Annotated in this window: 19 protein-coding genes; 10 read left to right on the top strand and 9 right to left on the bottom strand. The window is 53.8% G+C overall.

The annotated features are described in order from the left end of the window. Nucleotides 1-6: 6 nt before the first annotated feature. The 6 genes from O0S10_RS04635 to O0S10_RS04610 all read right to left on the bottom strand — a co-directional run bounded on the left by O0S10_RS04635 (nucleotide 7) and on the right by O0S10_RS04610 (nucleotide 5,764). Nucleotides 7-849, bottom strand: coding sequence for an MBL fold metallo-hydrolase (locus O0S10_RS04635; RefSeq protein WP_268924735.1), 843 nt, complete (start codon nucleotides 847-849; stop codon nucleotides 7-9). Between the two features lie 83 nt (nucleotides 850-932). Beyond that, nucleotides 933-2,402, bottom strand: coding sequence for an alanine/glycine:cation symporter family protein (locus O0S10_RS04630; protein WP_268924734.1), 1,470 nt, complete (start codon nucleotides 2,400-2,402; stop codon nucleotides 933-935). 90 nt (nucleotides 2,403-2,492) lie between these two features. Beyond that, a complete protein-coding gene (locus O0S10_RS04625) occupies nucleotides 2,493-2,810 on the bottom strand; it encodes a hypothetical protein (protein ID WP_268924733.1) in 318 nt (105 codons plus the stop codon). A 42-nt stretch (nucleotides 2,811-2,852) separates the two neighbouring features. After that, nucleotides 2,853-4,025 carry a redox-regulated ATPase YchF gene (locus tag O0S10_RS04620; RefSeq protein WP_268924732.1) on the bottom strand — a complete coding sequence of 391 codons (1,173 nt, stop codon included), beginning with the start codon at nucleotides 4,023-4,025 and terminating at the stop codon, nucleotides 2,853-2,855. A gap of 201 nt (nucleotides 4,026-4,226) precedes the next feature. Beyond that, on the bottom strand, nucleotides 4,227-5,162 hold the full coding sequence (gene cas1, locus O0S10_RS04615) for a CRISPR-associated endonuclease Cas1 (protein WP_268924731.1): 936 nt from the start codon (nucleotides 5,160-5,162) through the stop codon (nucleotides 4,227-4,229). Next, nucleotides 5,159-5,764, bottom strand: coding sequence for an archaemetzincin family Zn-dependent metalloprotease (locus tag O0S10_RS04610; RefSeq protein WP_268924729.1), 606 nt, complete (start codon nucleotides 5,762-5,764; stop codon nucleotides 5,159-5,161). Before O0S10_RS04610 ends, cas1 begins: the two co-directional genes overlap by 4 nt. A gap of 66 nt (nucleotides 5,765-5,830) precedes the next feature. On the opposite strand from O0S10_RS04610, the gene O0S10_RS04605 reads away from it, so the two are divergent. The 4 genes from O0S10_RS04605 (at nucleotide 5,831) to O0S10_RS04590 (ending at nucleotide 9,319) form a co-directional block, all read left to right on the top strand. Beyond that, nucleotides 5,831-6,223: a UPF0146 family protein gene (locus O0S10_RS04605; RefSeq protein WP_268924727.1), complete on the top strand. Its 393-nt coding sequence runs from the start codon at nucleotides 5,831-5,833 to the stop codon at nucleotides 6,221-6,223. 110 nt (nucleotides 6,224-6,333) lie between these two features. Further along, entirely contained in the window at nucleotides 6,334-7,374 is a 1,041-nt protein-coding gene (locus tag O0S10_RS04600; RefSeq protein ID WP_268924726.1) for a lysylphosphatidylglycerol synthase transmembrane domain-containing protein, read from the top strand. Between the two features lie 62 nt (nucleotides 7,375-7,436). Beyond that, complete coding sequence (locus O0S10_RS04595; protein ID WP_268924725.1) at nucleotides 7,437-8,486, top strand: lysylphosphatidylglycerol synthase transmembrane domain-containing protein; 1,050 nt, start codon at nucleotides 7,437-7,439, stop codon at nucleotides 8,484-8,486. Nucleotides 8,487-8,650: 164 nt separating this feature from the next. Next, complete coding sequence (locus O0S10_RS04590) at nucleotides 8,651-9,319, top strand: FkbM family methyltransferase (protein ID WP_268924724.1); 669 nt, start codon at nucleotides 8,651-8,653, stop codon at nucleotides 9,317-9,319. Between the two features lie 126 nt (nucleotides 9,320-9,445). Here the strand turns inward: O0S10_RS04590 and leuS are convergent, their stop codons facing one another. From leuS to hisI, 3 genes are read right to left on the bottom strand one after another with little or no spacing between them, the layout of a single operon-like run. Beyond that, the gene (gene leuS, locus O0S10_RS04585) at nucleotides 9,446-12,226 is read right to left on the bottom strand and encodes a leucine--tRNA ligase (protein WP_268924788.1); all 2,781 of its coding nucleotides are present in this window, start codon (nucleotides 12,224-12,226) and stop codon (nucleotides 9,446-9,448) included. 45 nt (nucleotides 12,227-12,271) lie between these two features. After that, nucleotides 12,272-14,299 (bottom strand): PINc/VapC family ATPase, encoded by a 2,028-nt coding sequence (locus O0S10_RS04580; protein ID WP_268924723.1) that lies wholly within the window; start codon nucleotides 14,297-14,299, stop codon nucleotides 12,272-12,274. Nucleotides 14,300-14,343: 44 nt separating this feature from the next. After that, entirely contained in the window at nucleotides 14,344-14,721 is a 378-nt protein-coding gene (gene hisI / locus O0S10_RS04575) for a phosphoribosyl-AMP cyclohydrolase (RefSeq protein ID WP_268924722.1), read from the bottom strand. 132 nt (nucleotides 14,722-14,853) lie between these two features. On the opposite strand from hisI, the gene cfbA reads away from it, so the two are divergent. The 6 genes from cfbA to O0S10_RS04545 all read left to right on the top strand — a co-directional run. After that, nucleotides 14,854-15,261 (top strand): sirohydrochlorin nickelochelatase, encoded by a 408-nt coding sequence (gene cfbA / locus O0S10_RS04570; RefSeq protein ID WP_268924721.1) that lies wholly within the window; start codon nucleotides 14,854-14,856, stop codon nucleotides 15,259-15,261. Nucleotides 15,262-15,269: 8 nt separating this feature from the next. Further along, on the top strand, nucleotides 15,270-16,451 hold the full coding sequence (cfbE, locus tag O0S10_RS04565) for a coenzyme F430 synthase (protein ID WP_268924719.1): 1,182 nt from the start codon (nucleotides 15,270-15,272) through the stop codon (nucleotides 16,449-16,451). A 7-nt stretch (nucleotides 16,452-16,458) separates the two neighbouring features. Beyond that, entirely contained in the window at nucleotides 16,459-17,523 is a 1,065-nt protein-coding gene (cfbD, locus tag O0S10_RS04560; RefSeq protein ID WP_268924787.1) for a Ni-sirohydrochlorin a,c-diamide reductive cyclase catalytic subunit, read from the top strand. Beyond that, nucleotides 17,520-18,878, top strand: coding sequence for a Ni-sirohydrochlorin a,c-diamide synthase (cfbB, locus tag O0S10_RS04555; protein WP_268924718.1), 1,359 nt, complete (start codon nucleotides 17,520-17,522; stop codon nucleotides 18,876-18,878). The genes cfbD and cfbB overlap by 4 nt, the downstream gene beginning before the upstream one ends. A 452-nt stretch (nucleotides 18,879-19,330) precedes the next feature. Beyond that, nucleotides 19,331-21,400, top strand: coding sequence for a formate dehydrogenase subunit alpha (gene fdhF / locus O0S10_RS04550; protein ID WP_268924717.1), 2,070 nt, complete (start codon nucleotides 19,331-19,333; stop codon nucleotides 21,398-21,400). A gap of 2 nt (nucleotides 21,401-21,402) precedes the next feature. Beyond that, nucleotides 21,403-22,612, top strand: a 1,210-nt coding sequence (locus tag O0S10_RS04545) for a Coenzyme F420 hydrogenase/dehydrogenase, beta subunit C-terminal domain (protein WP_268924716.1), incomplete at its 3' end; no start/stop codon positions are given.

The following is a 22,612-nucleotide window of genomic DNA, read 5'->3' as shown; positions in this document are numbered from 1 at the left end:
CAACACCTACACCATAAAACGGACGAGCCGACGCTCCCGGTACTCGGGAAGCTGGTCGCTGACATAGATCTTCGTTCCCGACTCTCCTGCTGCCTCCTCCGCAGATTCACGGGCAAGATTCGGGCGGTTGTAGTTCTCCGACAGATGCGCAAGGGCAATGATACCTACGTCCCCGGCAAGCAGCCGCTGTGCAGCAGCAGAGTTTTCATTGGAAAGATGTCCATCCTCACGGATACGGTCTTTCAGATACCGCGGATACATCCGGAGAACCCGGCGGTTGCCGCAGCAGCGGGCACCGCAACTGCGGCATGCGGCACAGTCGGGAAATGTATCATTCTGCATCGCAGAAGAACAGTAGTTACTTTCGAGCACCACCGCATCGCACCCGCGAAGAATTTCCAGCATAGCGGGAGTTACCTCGTGTGTATCGAGACAGACGCCAATGCGTGCTTCGCCATCATCGATAACGAAACCTGACGGCTCTGCCGCGTCGTGCCACGTGCGGAACGCAGTAACTGAAAGACCCCCGGCATTTGTCCGAATACGATCCCGGCAGACAACCAGTTTTGCCGTCTGCGGCAGAAATCCCCCGTGAACCGATGCGTCCAGTGTGCCGCCGGTCCCGTACACCGGAATCTTCATCGCTTTTACAAACGCTTTTGCGGAGCGGACGTGATCAGAATGCTCGTGTGTCACGCAGAGCGCACGAATGCGGGAAGTGTCAAGAGAAAGATCCTCCAGTGTACGTTTCAGGTAACCGATTCCGGCATCAATTACCACCGCATCCGTATCGTTTCCGATATAGATGCTGTTTCCTTTGCTTCCGCTTGCGAGCAGCACGCACTCCATTAAGTATTCATTTGGGAGTGCTGGAAGATATACCCACCCGACTTGGCAGCCGGTGAAAAAAAAGAGTGTTCCCCAGGGGAAGATTACTCGTCTTTGTCCGGCCAGCAGGTAATACCTTTCTGGGAGGACAAAACGGACGGATCGAACACCGGCTCTTTCACACCGGATGCCCGCTGCTTCTTGTAATCAACCAGTGCTTCAAAGGCATGTTTGCCGATGAAGATAAGAACACCGAGGTTCACCAGACACATGATGGCCATGAAAATATCTGCCATTGCCCAGACAAGATCGAACTTGGCGATACAGGCAAGGAAGATCATGATAATAACGATGAACCGGAAAGCCCACACCGCCTTTTTACTCTTGGTGATGAACTTGGCGTTTGCCTCACCCATTGAGTAGTAGCTGATCATACTGCTGAATGCAAAGACCAGAATGAACAATGCAATGATGTACGGTGCTGCGGCGCCGAGGATGGAATCCTGCGTGAGCATGTTCTGCACAAGGGTCACGCCGCTGATCATGTCAGGTCCGCCTGCTGCTGCGACGTACTTGGTGTAGTCACCCACAAGGAGAACCATGAATGCAGTTGCGGAACAGACGACAAGCGTGTCGATAAGAACACCCAGGGACTGCATGAGACCCTGTCTTGCCGGGTGCTTGACCTTTGCTGCAGAAACTACGTTCGGGACAGAACCGATACCGGCTTCATTGGAGAATGCTCCACGCTTGACACCCCAGATGATAGCCGTACCAAGGGCTGCACCACCGAACTGCTGGAGACCGAATGCACAGCTGAAGATAAGGGAGAACATCTCCGGGATTCTGGTGAAGTTCATTGCAATGATAACGATTGCAATAATCATGTAGATAAGTGCCATAATCGGGACAACCCAGGAGGACACACGGGCCACACGGGTGATACCGCCGAAGATAACGATTGCGGAGATCACCGTCACGATGATTGCCATAATCCACGGATCAACCGTGAATGCGGTAACAAATGCATCGGTAATGGTGTTCGCCTGCACCTGCGTAAAACAGATCGGGTAGGTAATGATGATCAAAATTGCAACGAAGATGGCAAACTTTCCTTTGCCAAGAGCGTTTTTGATGTAGTAGGCAGGTCCGCCGTGGAAGAGACCATCATTGCCCCTCTCTTTGTAGATCTGACCGATTGTACATTCAACAAAGCTCGTTGCCGCACCAATAAGGGCAAAGAGCCACATCCAGAAGATCGCTCCCGGACCTCCCATGATGAGGGCCATTCCCACACCTGAAATGTTCCCCACACCGACGCGGGCGCCCATACTGACACAGAACGCCTGGAACGACGATACAGCATTCTTACCCCCAAGGATATCAGACTTCGTCATTCCGGTAAAGGAAAGACGACAGGACTCCTTGAGCATACCAAGCTGCACGCCCTTTGTTTTCAAAGTGAAGTACACTCCCATGCAGCCCAGCATGATGAAAGCGAGATACCAAATGTACTCGTTCACGATGGATACTGCTGAGGAGAGTACTGCGTTGACAGTCTCAAACACACTCATAGTTAAAATATTTTCTCATTGTGACATATTAACGTGTTGTATTGATTGGGAGAGAAACAACCGGTTGGAAGAAAATCAGTCAAAAAAAGTTTAGAAAGAATCCATGGATATTCCGCCGAAATCTTCGGAGTTCACCGGAGTGGTGATGCCGAATGCGGACTGGCCCGCCCAGGACTCCAGAGAGTTGGCAACCCCGGTCATGTAGTCGAGGATATCGATGGAGAGTTCGCGTTTTTCCTTACTTGCACGCATTTGTTCCATGAGGAATCTGAGTTTTTCCGGGTCTTCACCCCGGAGTTTGGCAAGGGAGATGACGCACATATAAATGCGGGTGAGATTTCTATCGGTACCCGTAATGGTATCGAAGAACGCCCGGAGAACCTGTGCCTGATACACCTCGCTTCCCATAGTTACTCTACCTTTGCATCTGCAAGGTAATATAGGTTACCGTTATTTTGCAGTACTGACGATCCGGATGACATCGCCTGACTTGAGTTCAGTACTGTCTTTGATCCGCATCTTGGTACGGGCGTCAACAGCATACAGAAAACCGTTGCCGATATCGGTGTGGACACGGTAGGCGAGGTCTTTTGGGGTGGATCCCTTCGGCATGAGGAAGGCGTCAGGCAATACAACGCCTTTTGCGTTGCAGCATTTGCTGTCGTCTTCGACCGGATACACAACAATCATGCCGATCTCCTCGAAGACGAGGTTGTTGAGAACTTCCTGCACGCCGGTTCCGCCGAACTTTTTCATGTTCTCGGCGATCATGGTAAGCGCTTTAAGCTGCGGGGCGGAGAGTTTCGCACCTTCGACCGGGGCAAACGTGCCGTCACCGGGGAGGTAACGGAGAATTTTTGCCTGTGCCGCGGATTTGAGAGCGAGTTCTCCTGCGGCGATGGTGGGAACGGCGCCGAGTTCCTGAAGTGAGGTAAGATTAACGTCAGATGCCTGATCTGCTTTGTTCGCAGCGATAATCATAGGTTTTGAGACGCGGAGAAGAACTTCACACATCCGCTCAATATCCTCCTGAGTTGCTTTTGCAAGATTAATGCCGGTTTCTTCAACAGCTTCGCGGATCTGAATTGCGTTGATCCGGAGACCGGCAAGTGCACCGGCAAGGAGGTCGATTAACACTGCTTCTTTGCCCTGCGCCTGACGAACGAGTTTTGCAAGATGCTTATCTACGATACCGGCCATCCACATGGCAAATTCGTATCTGAGGAACTCGACATCTTCACGGGGATCGCGGGTACCGATGTCAACGGGATTGCCTTCTGCATCGGTACTTCCCGACGCGTCAACGACCTGAATAATGCCGTCGGCTTCCCGGAGGTTGTCGAGGAACTGGTTGCCGAGTCCTCTGCCGAGGTGTGCATCGGGGACAAGTCCTGCAACATCCAGAAGCTCGATCGGAATGAACCGGACACCGTCCACACACGAAGTGCAGTTCTCCAGACCGAGTTCCTTGCAGGGGCAGGGAGACCGCACATAGGCGACGCCTTTATTTGCATCGATGGTAGTAAAGGGGTAGTTGGCAATCTCAACATTTGCAAGGGTAAGCGACTTAAAAAAAGTCGATTTTCCGCAGTTTGGTTTTCCCGCAAGGGCAAGAAGCAGCATGAGTAGAATCTCCTGAATTTCCTCCGGCGGAACACACTATTTTTCCTGCCGGACATATCTTTGAGGTATGATTAGGTTATGCAGACAGATGTATCCTTCGGAATTCTGATTTCCTCTGAACGCCCTCCATGGGCTGGCAGTCTGAGAAAATCAGAAATTTCTGCGAGACACAACTACACGCGGCTGCAGAACACAAAAAATCTATGCACTGCCGCCGGACCTGACCGCATCCGCATAGTCCGCAACCGCCCGGTCGATAGTATCCGAGTCAACCGAGTTGGTAAGGCGGCGGTTGAATTCTGTCATCAGTTTTTCCGAGAGAATGCAGCGGGAACTTATCTCATACTGTTTTGTGATGAGACCTTCCTGTGCCATATCCATCACAACACGGTCAACCATAGGTGTCATCAACGGTTCCATAATATCCATAACACACGCGCTGCGGTTTTTCCCCGGGGGAATGACATTCCCGTACAGAGAGCCTATCTCCGGATCAAGTCCGGCTCCGGCAACAGATACTGCGGTACTTGCGTAAAGAACAGCATATCCGTGAGAAAACATTGCGTTTACCGGGTCCGGATACGGCGGCTTCTCTCTCCGCCGGTAACCAAGCTCCGGCGCGGCAACACGGGAAAGAATCTCGTAATACATGTTGCGGGTAAGCGAAAACACCCGGGCGAGTTCAGGAAGAGTAATCAGAAACTCAAGCTCGCGGGATGCGTCGGCAAGTATCTCAAGTTCCCCCTTGTAGTACAGACCGTCCGCACGACCGGAACCAAGTTCATTGAGATACCGCATACGGGATTTCAACGAAGAGACGATACCCGACATTGCAAACCGGTGAACCGGGACGTTTTTCTGCGCGGTTCTGAGGGGACATGCACTGTATCCGGGCGGTCGGATCGCCCCGACCGGTTCCCCGTGGACATCAAAGAAAGAGACGGAGATGCTGTTTGCCAGCAGATGTGCAATCGCTGCGGTCTCAAGGGTATGGCCGCCTGCAATGAGAAGATGGCGGATGGAAGACAGCGGATACGAGCGTCGTGACGTTCCTTCGCGAATGGTGAGCGTCCCGCGGGTTGCACGAATATCCGCACCGTAGCCCCAGACAGTGACCCAGGGAACTTCGTTCTTCATCGGAACAGATCTCCCTCATTCTGACCATTCAGCCGGATTCTGCATTTGCCGCAGAAGTATTTCCGTTTGCGGTCCAGATCATCAAGATTGCGCGGGCAGTACATAATGCAGCCGGGATTGTCACAGTGTTCCAGACCGAACAAATGGGCAATCTCATGCGCTCCCTCCTTGACGATACGGTCAATGAGCGCATCATCGTCCGGATGGCGGCCATAATATTCATTCGTCAGTCGTGCGGGAGATACCACCGCAACACCGAGAGCAGGATATGCAAGTCCAAACACGAAATCCGCAAGCGGCTCAAACAGATCGACCGGCGTTATGAGCAGGACTTTCTCGTGGAGGTGGTTGAACTTATTGTAAAACTCAATATCAACGTCCTCCGGCTTGAAAAGCTGGGGATACCGGCGACGAAAAATGTCGAGTTTCGTGAGAATTTTTACGGCGTCACACTGCTGACGGAGAGGATCAAAACCTTCAAGCGGAAAAGTACCGTTGTCGATGCGGGATACGGGCATCTCCAGTACGCCCGAGAGCTCCTCAGTGACGGGTCTGCTCAGACCAATGGGAACCCTGCTGTCCCAGAAAACGTGTACTCCCATGTTGGTAGATAATTTCAATGTGACGGGACATAAACATATTGAACACTTATCAAAGGACGGGGACGCGTGTCAGTATATCAGATTGAAAAAAGCGTAGGGGAATATATCCGCGATCATTACTGCTCGGCGGTTGAAATAGGATTCGGCGGAAAAACAATCGCGGCAGAGATCATTCAGGAGGCAGGCATTCCCATTCTGTGTACGGACATCCATTCTTATCAAACGACCGCAGCACCTGCAGTCGTGGATGACATCTTTTCTCCGACCCTGTCCTACTATCAGGGAGCGGACGTGTTGTATGCGATCCGGCCGGGATGCGAGATGGTCCCGCCGATGATGGAACTGGCAGAACGGGTAGGAACAGAGCTGATCGTGTATCATCTTGGGTTTGAACTGTATGAAAACGGTGGGGAGACCATTGATATTGGGAGTATTCTGCTGCACCGGTATGTGAAGTAATCGGAGCGGGCAGGGATCTTGCCATATCTTCTGCCGGGTATCATTTGGCAAACGGTCTAAAAACTATTTATTTTCGCATGTCCAAGACTATATGATTTCCGGGTTTTTCCATGAATAAGGCGCAAAAGAAATGGCTGTTTATTTCAGTCGGCATCAGTGTGGTTGCACTCGTTGTGATGCTTCTTTTGACGTTTGACGCCGATACACTTGTCGCGTTGGAAAAATGCAACCCCTGGTATATTCTTCTCGGTTTTCTTTTGCACATTTTGTCGATAGTGTTCTGGGCACTGCGCATCAAACTGATGTGCTGGTCTCTCGGATACCGCGTGCCGTTTTTCCATTCGGTAAACCTGATCTGTGCAAACATGCTGGTCGCCGCCGTCACGCCGTCGCAGGTTGGCGGCGAGGCGGTGCGGGTGTATGAGCTGTACAAATCCGATGTGCCAACCGCCGACGCAACTGCGGTGGTTCTCATGGAACGGGTCTTTGACGGTATTGTACTCGGAATTGGCACGGTCATCGGCGTGTATCTACTCGGCAAAATGTTCAGTCATCTGAACTTCCCTCCGATGTATATGGGCGTTGCCTATCTTGCGACGTTTTTCTTCATCGGCGCACTCCTGCTGTTTGCCGTTCTTGTGAAGCGGCCACAGTGGACAAAGATCCTCGTCGCAAAGATATCGGGGCTTTTTACCCGCCGCTGGGATTCACAGAGAATCGAGCGGATGCTTGGCATGCTTGATGAGAACATCGACCGGTTCTATGTAACCATCGGACACTTCGGCGGACGTTCGAAGATCGGCATGGCACTTGGACTGCTGATGACCGTTGCGTTCTGGGTCTCCGAGTTCGCAATTGCATCGGTCCTGATGGTGGGTCTTGGTCTTGAACCGATGTTTCTGATCTCCTTCATTTTCCAGCTGCTGATCGCAATGATTATGATGATTCCCTTAACACCGGGCGGTGTGGGCGTTGCCGAGGTGAGTATTGCCGCATTCTACTCGATTATTATTCCGCTGCCGCTGGTCGGGGTATTCGTGTTGCTGTGGCGGCTGATTCTGTATTACTTTAATGTGGTCGTAGGACTTGTTGCAAGCCTGGGAATTGTGCGGCGTGAGGCCAGAGATTCCCTGAGAAAAACACAGGAGTAACTCTATATTTAAATTGCCTGCGGACAATTCAGTAAGTAAAAAAAAGAGTTTTTGGTATCCTCATGGACACAAAGCAGAAGAAGTGGTTATGGCTCTCTATCGGGCTTTCAATGGTGATTCTCCTTGCGGTAATGGTTCTGACGTTTAATGAGAACACCATTGAGTCATTGAAAAATCTGAATCCCTGGTTCCTTCTTCTTGCATTCTGCCTGCACATGGCTGCAATGTGCGTATGGGCGCTGCGTATCCGGGTAATGTGCAAGTCGCTCGGGTATCAGGTACCGCTGCGGCATTGCCTGAATATGGTCTGTGCGGGACAGCTGATCGCATCGATTACGCCATCGCAGGTAGGGGGCGAGCCGGTCCGCATCCATGAACTCTACAAGGCCAAGATGCCGATTGCGGATGCAACGGCGGTTGTTCTGGTAGAACGGCTGATGGAAGCAGTGCTGCTGGTACTTGGTGTTATCGTTGGCATGGGTCTGTTCTCAATTGCGTACAGCAACGGTGAGGTCCCGGAGATGGTGATTGCAGCGGCATGGATTGGTACAGGATTTTTTGTTGTGCTGCTGGTAATTCTTGCAGTACTGCTTTCCCGACCCCAGCTTATCCGGAAAATTGTGTTTAAGATTGCGGGATTTTTTACGAAGAAGTGGGACAGCGAGAGGATTGCGAAGCTTACCGCACAGATTGATGAGGCGATTGACCGGCTGTATCTGACGTTTGAGATGTTTGCAGGCCGGGCGAAAGTGGGTCTTGCGTTTGGATTTCTGCTGACGATTTTGTTCTGGGCATGCGAGTATGCGATTGCATCGGTAATTATGATTGGGCTCGGGTACCCGCCGAGTTTGCTGCTGTCGATTGTGTTCCAGTTAATTATTGCGGTGATTCTGATGGTACCGTCAACGCCGGGCGGGGCAGGTGTTGCGGAGATCAGCTATGCGGCATTTTATTCGCTGATTCTTCCGTCAGCGGTTGTGGGGGTGTTTGTGGTGCTGCTGCGGCTGATTCTGTATTATTCGAATCTTCTTATCGGGTTTATTGCAAGTTTCCGGATTGTGAAACGTGAGGCGGCAAATCAGTTGGTGGAACTTGAGGAGGAAACAGTCTGATCCGGGATTATGTTCCTCTGCGGGATCGGATTCGGTATTTTCTGACGAAAAACGACCGGACCGAGGACTTTTACCGCTATCAGTATGAGCGGCTGTTTTCACGGTTTTACTCTCCCGGGGAGGGATGCCTGCGGTTTGGGCCGCTCCGCCTGCCGAGACTGTCAATGTCCGAACACCCGACGCGGGAGGAGGCCTACTATGCGATGGAGATCGGGGATATTCTGTTCCCTGCGCTGTTCGGGAGGTACGGGTATGTGGACGAAGGGCCGTATGAGTGGGGGGCGGTGCGGGTTGCACCCGGCGACGTGGTGTTTGACTGTGGTGCAAATCTGGGTGTCTTTTCTCTTCTTGCGGCATACCGGGGGGCAGAGGTGTTTGCGTTTGAGCCGATTCCGGAGGCCCGGGCCATTCTCGGACAAACGCTGGCACTGAACCCTGCGTTACAGGAGAGGGTACACGTAGTGCCGTATGCACTGGGAGCTGAAGAGGGAACGGCCGAGTTCACGGTTCTTGCGGATACACTGATCGGGTCATCAATGGTGCTGCCGCAGACCGGCAGGAAGGTACGCGTACCGGTGACAACGGTGGACGCGTTTCTTGAGGCGGAAGGACTGGATGCGGTAAACTTTGTGAAGGCTGACATTGAAGGTGCGGAACGTCAGATGCTTGCCGGGGCAGCGGATACATTGCAGCGATATACGCCGAAGGTCGCTGTCTGTACGTATCATCTTGCAGACGATCCTGTGGTTCTTGCCGGACTGCTGCGAAAAGCAAATCCTCGGTATGTGCTGACAGAACGATGGAAAAAGATCTACGGATACGTGGTCCTCTGAAAGATAGGACGGGCTTTGCTCCACAAGTCTCTATTTGTTCATGACGTTTGGCCGGAGTCAAACCAGGTTGTTCGGAATTTTCCGGCACGCCTGCTGCATATCCACCCGGAGAGCAAAAAAAGAAAATTATTCAACCACAATCGCAGGCTTAAACGGCAGTGCCATACGTCCCTTCGGATGCGCACTTGACTCGGCCGCAACAACCTCAACTGCAAGGCCCGACTCCTTTTCCAGGAACGCCTTCGCCGCAGAGAAAATTGCAAATTCATCCACGCCTGCCGCAATAGAAGTCACAAGCTCCGGCGGCAGACTGTGAATCAGCTTCACCGTCTGCACCGCAGCATCCGTAGCATCCTTGCCCTTTGCACGCAGGTCCGCATCGGCCATCACCGTCTTTACCACATTGCGCTTATCTTCGGCGGCGGCAACAATACCAAACACCTGATGCTTCCATGCAGGCGCCACAAACAGCGTCACCTTCTTTGCCTCAATCTGCACCAGCTTCAGAATCGACTGAATATCCTCGACCGTACGCTGCAGCAGTTCCTCTGAAACCTCAACGACTTCATTCACCTTCGTCGGATCCGCAACCGGCCATGGAGCAAACGAGACAAGACCCGCATGGCCCGTCTCCGACCACAGTTTCTCTGCGGTATACGGAATAACCGGAGCCATCAGACGAATCCAGACAGATGTCACCTCATGGAGTGCATCTGTACCGTTTGATCCTTCCGGCAGCCGGCGGCGGTACCAGGCAAGATCCGAAACAATGCCGTTGTATGCCTCCTGCAAAGCCTGACGGGTCTGGAACGCAGACAGTGCCTTCGTAGCCGCATCAATTCGGTGCTGCAGACGGGAGATGAGCCATGCATCAATCGGTGCTGACCCGCTTACCGAAGAAGCGTCCAGCACAATCTGCCACATCCGCTCGATCTGCTTCTTCACCGACAACACCAGCTCATTTCTCCAGTCAAAGTCCTGCCACGGTTCCGCACTGCCCACCAGGAACATACGAACCGTATCCGCACCGAACTCGTTTGCCGCATCCTCCAGCAGGAATACGTTGCCCTTCGACGACGACATCTTCATGCCGTTCAGAAGACCCATACCGAACACAACCATACCTTTTGGCTGAAGCTCGTCCGGGAAGATGGCCCGGTGGTGGAACAGCTGGAACGTCAGGTGATTTGAGATCAGATCCTTTGCACTGAACCGGTAATCATACGGGTACCAGTACAGGAATTCAGACCGGAGTTCCTTCAGCGTTGCGGCATCCACCGGCAGCGCATTCACATCGCCGATTCCAAGGAAGATATAATCAAACACCGCGGGTGTCAGCTTCTCTGCATCGATCTTCGTAATCTTGTGGGCGATCGTGTAATACGACATGTAGATGGTGGAGTCTGACAGCGGCTCAAACAGCCACTTCGGATCCCATGGTACATGCGTACCCAGACCCACACGGCGGGTACACGGCCATTCTTTCAGCCAGTCAACGGTACGCTCAAACTCTGCCCTGACCTCCGGCGGCACCAGTGCCACCTTTGGCAGCTGGGCATGAATCTGCTCCTTCCAGGCAGGGTCTGCATAGTTTAAGAACCACTGATCATCCAGAATCTTCACATACACGCGGTTGCCGCAGCGGCAGATCACGCGCTTTTCGCTCATATCATGGAAGATAATACTTCCGCGGGTGTCCACAAACTCGCGGGTCACGTCTTCGCGTGCCTGGCGGACGGATTTGCCAGCATGCGCACCACAGTTCTCATTCAGTTTTCCCTTTGAGAACTCTGCCGTGTACAGTTCCTGCGTCAGCTCGTCCATCCGGGGGTCATCCTGATGCGGAATTTTATTTTTCTCCACAATCTCCTGTGCCGGAATCGTACCGAAGTTCGGAACCGTCACCAGCGGGATGGGAACAATATCCGTATATTTGCCCTGCTGCTGGAGATCGCGGAGTGCAATGTAATCAAACGGTGCATGCGCAGGAACGCTCATCACAAGGCCGGAACCCATGTCTGGATCAACAAACGATGCCGGAAGGATCGGCACCGCAGCGCCCGAAACCGGGTGCGTCGCCGCCTTGTCCACGAGGTCTGCACCGGAGATCATACCGATCTCCGTCACTGTGTGTTTCTGCATACGGAGTTTTTCCGCAGCTTCCCGGCTGATAATCCACTTTTCGCCGTCAACTTCCGCCTTCAGGTATGTGACCTCCGGGTTTGCCCACAGATTCGTCACGCCGAAGATCGTCTCGGGCCGGAGTGTTGCTGTCGGGATAACGAACTCACCGAACGGATACTTCACGAACACGAAGTGCATAATCTCCGCAGAATCACCCTCCAACAGATCATGATCGCCCACCGGCTGGTCACAGTTCGGGCAGTACCGTACCGGGTACTCACCTTTGACAACCTTGCCCTGGCCATAGATGTGGGAGTACTGCCACTCAATAAATTTGCTGTACTGCGGAATGATCGTCGTAAACCGGCGGCGCCAGTCAATGGACAGACCGAGCTGTTTCATCACGCGCTCGTACTCGTCGGCGAAGTAGTTCACGATCACAATCGGATCCGTAAAGGAGTTAAGCGTCTCCTGCGGCACACGATAAAGACCGCCGTAGAGTTTCAGCGTCTTCTCATCTTTCTTCGCAATCCGTTTTGCAATACCGAGCACCGGCGCACCGGTAACATGGAATGCCATCGGGAACAGCACCTGCTTCCCCTGCATCCTCCAGAACCGTGCAACTACATCCGGCACGATATAGGTTCTGCCGTGGCCGACATGCATTGCACCGCTCGGATAGGGGAATGCAACGTTGATATAGAATTTTTCCTTGTCTTCTGCGGGATTCGACTCGAAGGCGGGAATCCATGTCTTACGAATTTCCTGCTCAATCTCACTCATTACGAACTCTTTTGCCAAATTAACCACCTGATGAATATTGTATTGTTAGTCCACCGGACGAATCTTCAGCTCCTCGCCTGCACCGTAGCGGCGGATCATCTCCATTGCGATGCTGCTGTTTCGGGCAAGGTGAATTTCACCCCGTGCATCAACCGTTGCGGTAAACAGGTACTCTTTGCCCGAGAAGAGGTCAACGATCTTGTTGCTGTACTCCGGGCAGATGAGGGCAAGCTGCTTTTTCTCACTTCTGATCTTGAATGCACCGGCTGCGGCGGTGCCGGCCGGTACTGCCGGAGTAGAGACCTCCCGTCCCGGCAGGTCGCTTAGCGGGCGGACATCGATACCGACTCCTACTTTACTGACAACGGCGGCGATGTTCTTTCCGGCTTTGCCGATAGCTGCGGGAACGTCGGTGTCTTCAATGTAGACTGCAGCTTTGGTGTCGTTGATCATTCTGACGATGATCTCACCTTCGGTGAAACGGCAAATTTCCTTCTGGATCTCTTTTTCGAGGACAAGCCATGCAGGGTTATCCTCGGTGACCTCGTAGGTCGGCATGGTGTGAATCGGCGGCGGGATGTGGGATGCGTCGTCGTCATCTTCGTCGGCTGCGGATTCCATCACGGAGGTTGCGGTTGTCTCGGCGACCTCTGTAGGAGCTGCATTGATTACCTGTACGGTTGCAGCAGGTGTCTGCGGCTGTTCTGCCGGGTGGATACCTCCGCCGGAGGTGACGGTAACTTCTCCTTCGTAGCGGAATGCCTCTGCGGCAACAACCCCCGTAATAATGTTCGTGAACCGGACAATCGGTCTGACCTGGGGATCGCCGATTCTCTCAAGTGCTGCAGGGACTCCAAAGACGGTGCTGACACTGTACAGATCGGTGATGTCGCCGTCCTTGACAAAGACCACCGTTGCGACGATCTGCGGGATGAGATTGAGGTCAACGAGGCTTGCAAGGCGGATAAGGGCATCCGGCGCAGAACGCGCGTGCAGGCCACCAATGACGCGGATGCCGGAGAGACGGAGATCGGCAAAAACCGCCAGCTCCTCGGATCTGCGCATCTCATCAAAGACTACGTAGTCGGGTCGAAGCAGGGTAAGCACCTCGCCGGTTGCGGCGATGCTGCCGTCAAGGGCGGTGTACTGGGTGATCTTGTCCGGCACCATGAGATCGCGTGGCGACTCAATGGTTTTGACGATGTAGTTTTCTGCGGAGAGGTAGGTTGCTATATTCTGCTCAAGGGTTGATTTGCCGGAACCCGGGGTTCCTACGATGAGCATGCCGCCGTTTCCGATGTTCAGCCGTTCTTTGAGTGCGGCTGCATAGTTGTAGGAGTCAAAGGAAACCTCCCGGGTCGGTCGGACGATGGTTATTTCGATGCCGTCCGAGAACGGCGGGCGGGTTGTGGTGATACGCATCGATCCTATCTGTGATACGGTCACACCCGGCATTTCAACCTCGACAAATCCGTCGGGGTGGCGTTTGGCACGTTCGAGACATTCCTGTGCAATTGCCCGCAGTTCGTATTCGGTTGCGGGTGCATCGCGGATCGTGACAAGTTTTGATTCACGGATTGTTCCTTTGCGGGCGTAGGGTGCGACACGCTCCTTAAGATATACGGCGAAGGTGTTTTCATCGAAGAATGCATCGATTAACAGCGGAGCAAAGTTGTCGGTGACTTCGGGTCTGAGGAAGACGACGTTGATTCCTTTTGCACGCGCAACCTCGGCCTGGACGTAGTCGCTGGTCAGGAACGTTGCATTGTGGGCGATGGCAACTTCCCGGATCATGCTGTCAATCTCTCCCCCACCGGCGAGTTTGACCTGTTCAAGTTTGGGGCGAACGCCTACATATTCAAGATTGATGAGTCCTTCGTCCTTCATTCTGCAGAGTTTCTGTAGTTCTGCAAGGCCGGAGAATCCTATTTCTCTTCCCTGATTGGCTTGGGCTTCGAGTTCGGCGAAGACGGCTTCGGGTATAATTATCGTTGCGCCACGATATTCACCCTGTTCTATGAGGGCGGTGACGCGTCCGTCGATGACAACGCTTGTATCCGGTACGAGTATCATAAAAAATCTACCATTATGTATGGGTTGCCAATATCTTATTAGGCCTACTGTATTTTGTGGTAGATTTCCTGCGGATCTTTGAGTAAGGGGAGGATGGTCCTGCCGTCAAGGGTACGGAAGAAGCAGCTGAGGTATCCTTCGTGGCATGCACAGCCGGTTTGTTCCACAAGGTAGAGGAGACAGTCGCCGTCACAGTCGACACGGATCTCGCAGACCTTTTGCAGATGACCGGATTCTTCTCCTTTTTTCCAGAGTTTCTGCCGTGAGCGGCTGTAGTAGTGGGCAAAGCCGGTCTCTCTGGTGAGTGCAACGGCCTGCGGGTTTGCGTAGGCGAACATGAGGACGGTTCCGGTTGCGGCGTCCTGAACGATTACGGGGATGAGACCGTCATCATAGGTGAGGGAGTCGAGTAAGTCGGCCATTTCTGCTATGTACATAGGCGGGGAGAAAAATTAAGGGGTTGGGATGCTTTTGGTTTTTCCAACCGGAACCGGTGTTACGATTTCCCCAGAATATTCACACTTTTTTTAACCTCCCGCCACTAATACAATACTATGAGCAAGAAAGGTCTCCTGCTGGTCGGACACGGAAGCAGACTGCAGTACAATAAGGAACTGATTACCACCACCGCACAGATGATGGCTGAAAAAACCGATGAGTACCTGATCAAATCCTGTTTCATGGAGAACAGTGTCCCGACCGTTCCTGAGGGTCTTGATGCAATGCGCGAAGAGGATCTGGACCTTTTGGTCGTTGTACCCTTGTTCCTTGCAAAAGGAATTCACGTGCTCCGCGATATTCCGGGACTTCTGGGTCTGGAGAGCGGATCCAACCGCGGCGTGTTCACGCTTGCGGACGGCAGGGAAATTCCGGTTGTGTATGCCGAACCTATCGGCATTGACCCGCTGCTTGCAGAGCTGATGCTCAAAAACGCAGAGAAAGCAGTAGCTACCCATCTCTGAAGTATTCTATGCGGGTACTGGTTCTCGATACAATTCACGGCGGTGCAGACATTGCAGATGCGTTGCAGATGCGCGGCGATACGGTTGACGCCGTGGATGTGTACCGGGGTTCCGGGGTTCCGGAACAGACTGCTGCGTCCCGCAGCTATGATCTGGTAACCGCCCCGGTACATCTGACCCCGTCGTATCCGCTGCTGAGAAAAGCGCCGGTGAAAACGCACCACGAAATGGTGCGGGAACTGGTCGTCCCTCCCCGCATTTCCGTTGAGATCACCGGTGCACGCGGCAAGACGACAACGGCGTTTGCGCTGGCCCATCTGATGACCGGGACCGGTCGCGGCATTCTGCACACGAGCAGCGGAACGTTTCGGATGCCGGGGACTGAACTGCTCTGGCGGAAGAGTATTACACCTGCCTCCGTGCTTGCAGCCTGCACCGCCGCGCAGAACTGCAATGCCGCGTGGCTGATTGCAGAGGAGTCCGTCGGGGTTGCCGGATTCGGGACGCTTGGTATCCTGACATCCGCAGATGATTATTCCATTGCGGGCGGCACAAAAAGCGCACTTCTGGAGAAGTGCAGAAGCCTTGCGGCATGCAGAACCGTGCTGGTGCCGCGCGGTGTGCCGGTACACGACGGCTGGCAGGTTATCGAGGATCTGGTGAGTGTTACCGGCGATGTGCTCTCCTTTGACGGCGGTGAAGTTACCAATCCTCTCCTGACCCTTGCCGGATACCGGGCAGCTCTCTCTGCTGCTGCCGCCGCTGCTCTGCTGCTCGGGCTGCCGGTTGCGCAGCTCGGCAGTTTTTCCGCACTTAAAGGAAGAATGCATCTTTCTGCGGAACGCGGTGTGCCGGTTCTCGACAATGCAAACAGTGGAACAAACGCCGACAATACGATTGAGGCCGCAGCCTATCTGCGCAGAATGTGCCCCGGGAGGCCGGTTGTTCTGGCGGTCGGAATGGAGCATCACGCGGTATGTGAAGGATTTCCGGCCGGTGAAGTACGCCGGGCGGTTTCTGCGGTCCGTCCCGCACATCTGGTGATTATTGCGGGGGCAGATGACTGTGCCGGAGAGTTCCCGGATGCAGACACCGTCTGTACAACCTTTCCGGCAGCGACTGATGCGGCGGTTGATCTTGCCAAAAAAACCGGAGGTTCTGTCCTCCTCGCGGCAAAAACATGGAGATAATATGACGATGAGATATGTTCAGCCACGTCCGAGTTCGATTGTTGCAGCGTTGTACACGCTGCGGGATCTGGATGTGGATCTTGCAATTCTGCACGGCCCGTCAGGGTGTTCGTTTAAGCATGCCAGACTTCTGGAGGAGGACGGCATCCGTGTTCTGACTACGTCGCTCGGCGACGAGGAGTTCATCTTCGGCGGTCAACGGCTGCTTGAGGATGTGCTCCGGTACGCTGAGGAGGAGTTTGCGCCAAAGAAGATCGCGGTCGTGGGTACCTGTGTTTCGATGATCATCGGTGAGGATATGGAGGCGGCAATTGAAGCGTCCGGTATTTCCACACCGGCGATTGCGGTGAATATTCATGCAGGATTCCGCGAGAACATCGACGGGGTGATTGCCGCCCTTGAACCTGCTGCTGCGGCAGGCTGGATCAGCCCGGAGGAGCTGGAGCGGCAGCGGCGCGTGCTTGCGGCGGCGAATGCGACGGAACGTGCACGCGGAGCTGCCTGCAAGACCTATATTGCGCCGTCCCGCGGCGATCTGAAGCATGTTGCGGCAGCGGAACTGATTGCGCTTGCCCGGTCGGGGAAGCGGGGTCTTGCGATCATGAATGCAAAGAAAGAGACCGCATACATGTTTGCGGATGAGCTTCTCGCGCTGCATGATGCGGTTCCGGAGGCAAATACCCTGTATCTGGCAAATCTTGAGGAGCGCGGTCTTCCGAAGGTCCGGGGCGATGCGGCGGCGATTCTTGCACAGATGCGGGAACGCGGGGTGAATCCGGTTCTCTGCGGAGCGCTGGATGAGTACGGGGAGAACGGCGCGGCGATTGCGGCAAAGATTGCTGAAGCACGTCCCGATTTTATTTTGCTGGTCGGTGTTCCGCATGCGGTCCCCCCCGAAGCACTCGCTGGTATTACCGTGTTCTCCGTCACCAACGGACCGCGGCAGGTGGCTCCCCTGAAAGAGCAGGGACACGCTCATGTGATGGTCGAGATAGATCTGCATCCAAAGACGCTGGGCGTCCATGAGATTGTGGAGAGTGAGTTCGGGGCGGTGCTCCGGAGCGTTGCATGAGATCGCTTTTGATCTCAGGCGACCGGTCGGGTGCGGGAAAGACGAGCGTGACGCTTGCAATTGCGGGTCTGCTTGCGCAGGAGTCTGCGGTGCAGACCTACAAGGTCGCGATGGATTATATTGATACGTCGTATCTTGCCGGAGTGACCGGCAGGCCGTCGTATAATCTGGATACGTTTGTGCAGACGCCTGAGGAGACGGCGGGGCTGTTCTGCTACGGGTCGGAGGGGGCCGAGTACGGAATTGTGGAGGGGGTCCGGGGTCTGTATGAGGGGGTGGATGCACTGACCGATGTCGGGAGTACGGCGTCGGTTGCAAAAATGTTTGATCTGCCGGTGATTCTGGTGATCAATGCCCGGAGTATTACGCGGAGCGCTGCTGCGCTGGTGAAAGGGTTCGCGGCGTTTGATCCGGACATCCGGATCGAAGGAGTGATTCTGAATAATGTTATGGGGGAACGCCACATCGGGAAAGCAACGAAGGCGGTTGAACATTACTGCGGGATTCCGGTACTGGGGGCGGTTCCGCGAAGGCCGGAGATGGAGCTTGCGATGCGGCATCTGGGTCTTGTTCCTTACCGGGAGGGTTCGGATACTGCGGAGTTCCATGATCGGATTTCTTTTATTACGAGTGTGATCGGGGAGTATGTGGATATTGACCGGATCCGGGATACCGCACAGGACCGGACGCCGTGCCCGAATGCGGTGTGCGGAATGCTGGATGCCTGTCCCGAGGCATCCATGCGGATTGCGGTTGCGTATGATGAGGCGTTTAATTTCTATTACGGGGAACTGAACGCGGTTTTGCGCAGCCTTGGGGCGGAGGTTGTGCATTTCAGTCCGGTACATGACCGGCTGCCGGAGGCGGACGGGTATGTTTTCGGCGGCGGGTATCCCGAGCTGTTTCTGGAGGAACTGGAACGAAATGATGCGATGCGGGAGGCGGTACGGGAGACGGCGGAGAATGAGATACCGATCTATGCGGAGTGCGGGGGTCTGATGTATCTGACGCGGTCGCTTACCCTGGAGAAGGGATGGCAGGGACGCGATGAACGGCTTTCCTGCGAGATGTGCGGGGTGTTTGCGGGGGATACGCGGATGCCGGTCCGCAAAGCACTCGGGTATGTGGTTGGTACTGCGTCCCTTCCGGATGGTGAGTTCGGATTCCGCGGGCATGAGTTCCATTACAGTGGTATTTCGATGGATGCGGGAGTGCGGTATGCATACCGGCTTTCCCGCGGTACCGGTATTGCCGGCGGTCTGGACGGGGCACTGACCCACCGGACGCTGGGAGCGTATACGCATCTGATGCCGGTGTCGTCACGGACGATGCTGAAGAGTTTCTTCGGGCTGTGAGTGGGGGACCAGGGTATGGCTGGACCCTGCGGGTGCTGTCGTCCACGTGCAGAGCACATGGATAACCACACGAAAAACGAACCCGCGTCCTTTTTTCCGGAAATATCCTGATGGAATTTTTCACGCTGTCCTGAATCGTGTTGCACGAATGTACGGGCAGCACCTCCGTTATAGATTCCTATATATATGGAAAAAACATCAATTCATTATTTCTGAAAAATAAATCAGGATTAATTTACTCGATCATACAATCCGTAAATCTGCGCTAAGATCCCGTGAAATGCGCGCCCACTCTGCAAATATGTTTAACCTGTAAATTATATCAATAGAACAAATTAAATTCGGGAACCTGAGCAAAAACCCGAAACCCACTGATAATATACAAAAATCACAAAAATCTGGATAGGTATTTATGCCGCCTTTACAGAGGTTATAGTATCCGAGGTTTATCCATGGAAATCAAGTATGTAACCACGACCTGCCCCTACTGTGGAGCAGGCTGTACCTTTAACCTGGTGGTAAAGGACGGCAAGATCTCTGGTGTCCAGCCGTGCCAGCGCGGCCCGGTCAACGAAGGCAAACTCTGCCCGAAGGGAATCTTCGGCTGGGAGTTCATCGTCTCCGAAGACCGTCTCAAGACACCGCTGATCAAAGACAAAGCAACCGGCGAGTTCAAGCCCGCAACCTGGGACGAGGCTCTTGCAGTCATTGCAGAAAACTTCAAAAAATACAGCCCGGAAGAGATTGCAGTCATCACATCCGCACGCTGCTGTAATGAAGACAACTATGCAATGCAGAAGTTCGCCCGTGTTGTGTTAAAGACCCCGAATGTTGACCACTGTGCCCGTCTGTGCCACGCACCGACCGTCGCCGGTCTGAACATGGTCTTCGGCTCCGGTGCCTCGACCAACTCTTTTAATGATCTCGCAATCGCCGACTGTGTTTTCATTATCGGCTCCAACAACTTCGAGGCCCACCCGCTTGCAGGCCGCAGAATCATGCAGGCCAAGGAAAAGGGTGCACACATCATCGTCTGCGACCCGCGTGTAACGCCGACCGCCAAGCAGGCCCACCTGCACATCCAGCACTTCCCGGGAACCGATATCCAGCTCCTCAACTGCCTGATGAAGCAGATTATCGAGCGCGGATGGGTTGATGAGGAGTTCGTCAAGAACCGGACCAACGGCTATGAAGAACTCAAAGCCTGTGTCACACAGGACAAATACAGTATCGAAAACACCTCTGCCGTATGTGGTGTACCGGCAGAGAAGATCGAGCAGGCCCTTGAGTGGCTCCATGAATGCCAGCACAAGACCGCATTCGTCCACTGTCTGGGAATCACCCAGCACACGGTTGGTGTTGACAACGTGCGTTCCATTGCATTTGTCCAGACGCTTCTCGGCAACATCGGCAAACCCGGATGTGGTGTCAACGCACTCCGCGGTCAGAACAATGTGCAGGGTTCCTGTGATATGGGAGCACTCCCGAACGTGTATGCAGGGTATCTCAAGGTTACCGATCCCGAGGCAGCCAAGAAGGTTGCCGCATACTGGGGCGTTGACGAGGTTCCGAACGGAAAACTCGGTTTACACATCCCCGAGATGCTGGAAACCTTTGAGGAGCACCCCGACAAACTGAAGTGTCTCTACCTCATGGGTGAAAACCCGGTCATGTCCGACCCGAACTCCAAGGGAGTGGAGAAGGCAATGGAGAACTGTGAGTTCCTCGTTGTACAGGATATCTTTGAGACCGAAACCACGAAGTATGCGGATGTTGTTCTTCCCGGTTCCTGCTACGCAGAGGAAGACGGAACCCAGACCAACGCAGAGCGCCGTGTCCAGAGATTCAGAAAGGCAGCAGATGCACCCGGCGAGTCCAAACTTGACTGGGAGATCATGAAGATGATCGCAGAGAAGATGGGCTACGGCCAGTACTTCCCGTGGGAGACCACCGAAGATGTCTTCAACGAGATGCGCGGAATCACCCCGCAGTATGCAGGTATTACCTACGCAAAACTCGAGGGTGACGGAATCCAGTGGCCCTGCCCGACGGAAGACCACCCGGGAACTCCGATTCTCCACATCGATAAGTTTGCAGGTATGCCGGACGGTAAAGCAAAACTCGAGGCAATTGAGCACCGTGCACCTGCCGAAGTTATCGACAACGATTATCCGATCTGGCTGACCACCGGCGCCACCATCTGGCACTGGCCAAGCGGTTCGATGACCCGCAGATGCGAACAGCTCGACCGCGATGCACCAACTGCATGGCTTGAGATGAATCCGGCAGACGCCGCAAAATACAATATTGCAGACGGTGAGAAGGTTATCCTCTACAGCCGCCGCGGTGAGGTTGCTGTCAATACACGGGTCACGCCACTTATCAAAGAGGGTGTATTCTTCATGCCGTTCCATTTCACGGAGGCACGTGCAAATCTCGTTACCAACACGGCATACGATCCTGTTTCCCGGACTCCGGAGTTCAAGGTTTGTGCTGTGAACGTGAAGAAGATGGAGGCCTAAAAATGTCAGCAAAAGGCGATATGTACTACGCATGGACCAATTCCTGCGATATCAAGGGCGAGTGCGGAGGAGCAGTCATTTCCCTTCTGAAATATGCGCTTGAGAACAAGATTGTGGATGTTGTTCTGACTGTGAAGAAGGGTGTCGATGTCTATGATCCGCAGCCGGTCTTCATTACCAATCCCGCAGACCTTGATGCCTGTGCAGGTTCTCTGCACTGTGGAACACTGCTTCTGCCCAAGCTCATCAAGAAGTACCTCAATGGTGCAAAAGATATCAAAGTCGCTGTCACCTGCAAGGGCTGTGATGCAAAGGCACTCCTGGAACTGGGCAAGCGCCAGCAGATCAATCTGGACAATGTTATCTCCATTGGTCTGAACTGTGGTGGATCTGTCTCTCCGATGCCGGCCCGCAAGATGATCGCAGAGAAGTATGGTGTCAACCCGGACGATGTCGTGAAGGAAGAGATCGATAAGGGTAAGTTCATCATTATGACCAAGGACGGCGAACACAAGGGTATCGCCATCGATGAACTCGAAGAGGAGGGCTACGGCCGCCGCAAGAACTGTCAGCGCTGTGAGACCAAGGTTCCGCGTCAGTGCGATCTTGCATGCGGTAACTGGGGTGTCATTGGTGACAAGGCAGGTAAGGCAACGTTCGTTGAGATCTGTTCCGAGAAGGGTGCAATGCTGTTTGATGCAGCACAGAAGGCAGGCGCAATCGACTCCTGCGCACCCGAGGCAAAAGGCCTTGAGATCCGCGGAAAGATCGAGAACGTCATGATCAAGATGGGTAAGAAGGCTCAGGAGAAGCAGTTCGCTGAACTCGGAACCGGTACCGAGAGACTCAACAAGATCATGCAGCAGTCTTCCAAGTGTATCAAGTGCTACGGCTGTATTGAGAACTGTCCGATCTGCTACTGTGTGGAGTGTTCGACGAAGAAGCCGCATCTGGTGCGCCCCGGAATCATCCCGCCGGACTTTATGTTCCAGATGATTCGGTTTGCCCATATTGCGGATTCCTGTATCAACTGCGGTCAGTGCAGTGAGCTTTGTCCGATGGATATTCCGAACTCACTCTATATGCACGCCCAGCAGGTTGAGCTGGAGAAGATGTTCGGCCACAAACCGGGTTACGATATGACGATGCCGGTCCTCTCCTATGCTGAGGAGATGGATGAGCGTGCACGTCTGAATGCAACCGGTTCGGATA

Origin of the sequence: Methanocorpusculum petauri (assembly GCF_026891975.1) — an archaeon.
GTDB classification, from domain to species: domain Archaea; phylum Halobacteriota; class Methanomicrobia; order Methanomicrobiales; family Methanocorpusculaceae; genus Methanocorpusculum; species Methanocorpusculum petauri.
The sequence above is the reverse complement of the archived record's forward strand: the minus strand, read 5'-3'. Positions and strand labels throughout refer to the sequence as shown.

What these genes read in the sequence shown, in the direction of transcription:
- O0S10_RS04580 (WP_268924723.1), bottom strand. Translation starts at nt 14,299, where the DNA reads ATGATACTCGTACCGGATACAAGCGTTGTCATCGACGGACGCGTCACC.
- cfbE (WP_268924719.1), top strand. Translation starts at nt 15,270, where the DNA reads ATGCGGGTACTGGTTCTCGATACAATTCACGGCGGTGCAGACATTGCA.
- hisI (WP_268924722.1), bottom strand. Translation starts at nt 14,721, where the DNA reads ATGGCCGACTTACTCGACTCCCTCACCTATGATGACGGTCTCATCCCC.
- O0S10_RS04630 (WP_268924734.1), bottom strand. Translation starts at nt 2,402, where the DNA reads ATGAGTGTGTTTGAGACTGTCAACGCAGTACTCTCCTCAGCAGTATCC.
- O0S10_RS04600 (WP_268924726.1), top strand. Translation starts at nt 6,334, where the DNA reads ATGAATAAGGCGCAAAAGAAATGGCTGTTTATTTCAGTCGGCATCAGT.
- leuS (WP_268924788.1), bottom strand. Translation starts at nt 12,226, where the DNA reads ATGAGTGAGATTGAGCAGGAAATTCGTAAGACATGGATTCCCGCCTTC.
- cas1 (WP_268924731.1), bottom strand. Translation starts at nt 5,162, where the DNA reads ATGAAGAACGAAGTTCCCTGGGTCACTGTCTGGGGCTACGGTGCGGAT.
- O0S10_RS04595 (WP_268924725.1), top strand. Translation starts at nt 7,437, where the DNA reads ATGGACACAAAGCAGAAGAAGTGGTTATGGCTCTCTATCGGGCTTTCA.
- cfbA (WP_268924721.1), top strand. Translation starts at nt 14,854, where the DNA reads ATGAGCAAGAAAGGTCTCCTGCTGGTCGGACACGGAAGCAGACTGCAG.
- O0S10_RS04620 (WP_268924732.1), bottom strand. Translation starts at nt 4,025, where the DNA reads ATGCTGCTTCTTGCCCTTGCGGGAAAACCAAACTGCGGAAAATCGACT.
- cfbD (WP_268924787.1), top strand. Translation starts at nt 16,459, where the DNA reads ATGAGATATGTTCAGCCACGTCCGAGTTCGATTGTTGCAGCGTTGTAC.
- O0S10_RS04625 (WP_268924733.1), bottom strand. Translation starts at nt 2,810, where the DNA reads ATGGGAAGCGAGGTGTATCAGGCACAGGTTCTCCGGGCGTTCTTCGAT.
- O0S10_RS04635 (WP_268924735.1), bottom strand. Translation starts at nt 849, where the DNA reads ATGGAGTGCGTGCTGCTCGCAAGCGGAAGCAAAGGAAACAGCATCTAT.
- fdhF (WP_268924717.1), top strand. Translation starts at nt 19,331, where the DNA reads ATGGAAATCAAGTATGTAACCACGACCTGCCCCTACTGTGGAGCAGGC.
- O0S10_RS04610 (WP_268924729.1), bottom strand. Translation starts at nt 5,764, where the DNA reads ATGGGAGTACACGTTTTCTGGGACAGCAGGGTTCCCATTGGTCTGAGC.
- cfbB (WP_268924718.1), top strand. Translation starts at nt 17,520, where the DNA reads ATGAGATCGCTTTTGATCTCAGGCGACCGGTCGGGTGCGGGAAAGACG.
- O0S10_RS04590 (WP_268924724.1), top strand. Translation starts at nt 8,651, where the DNA reads ATGTCCGAACACCCGACGCGGGAGGAGGCCTACTATGCGATGGAGATC.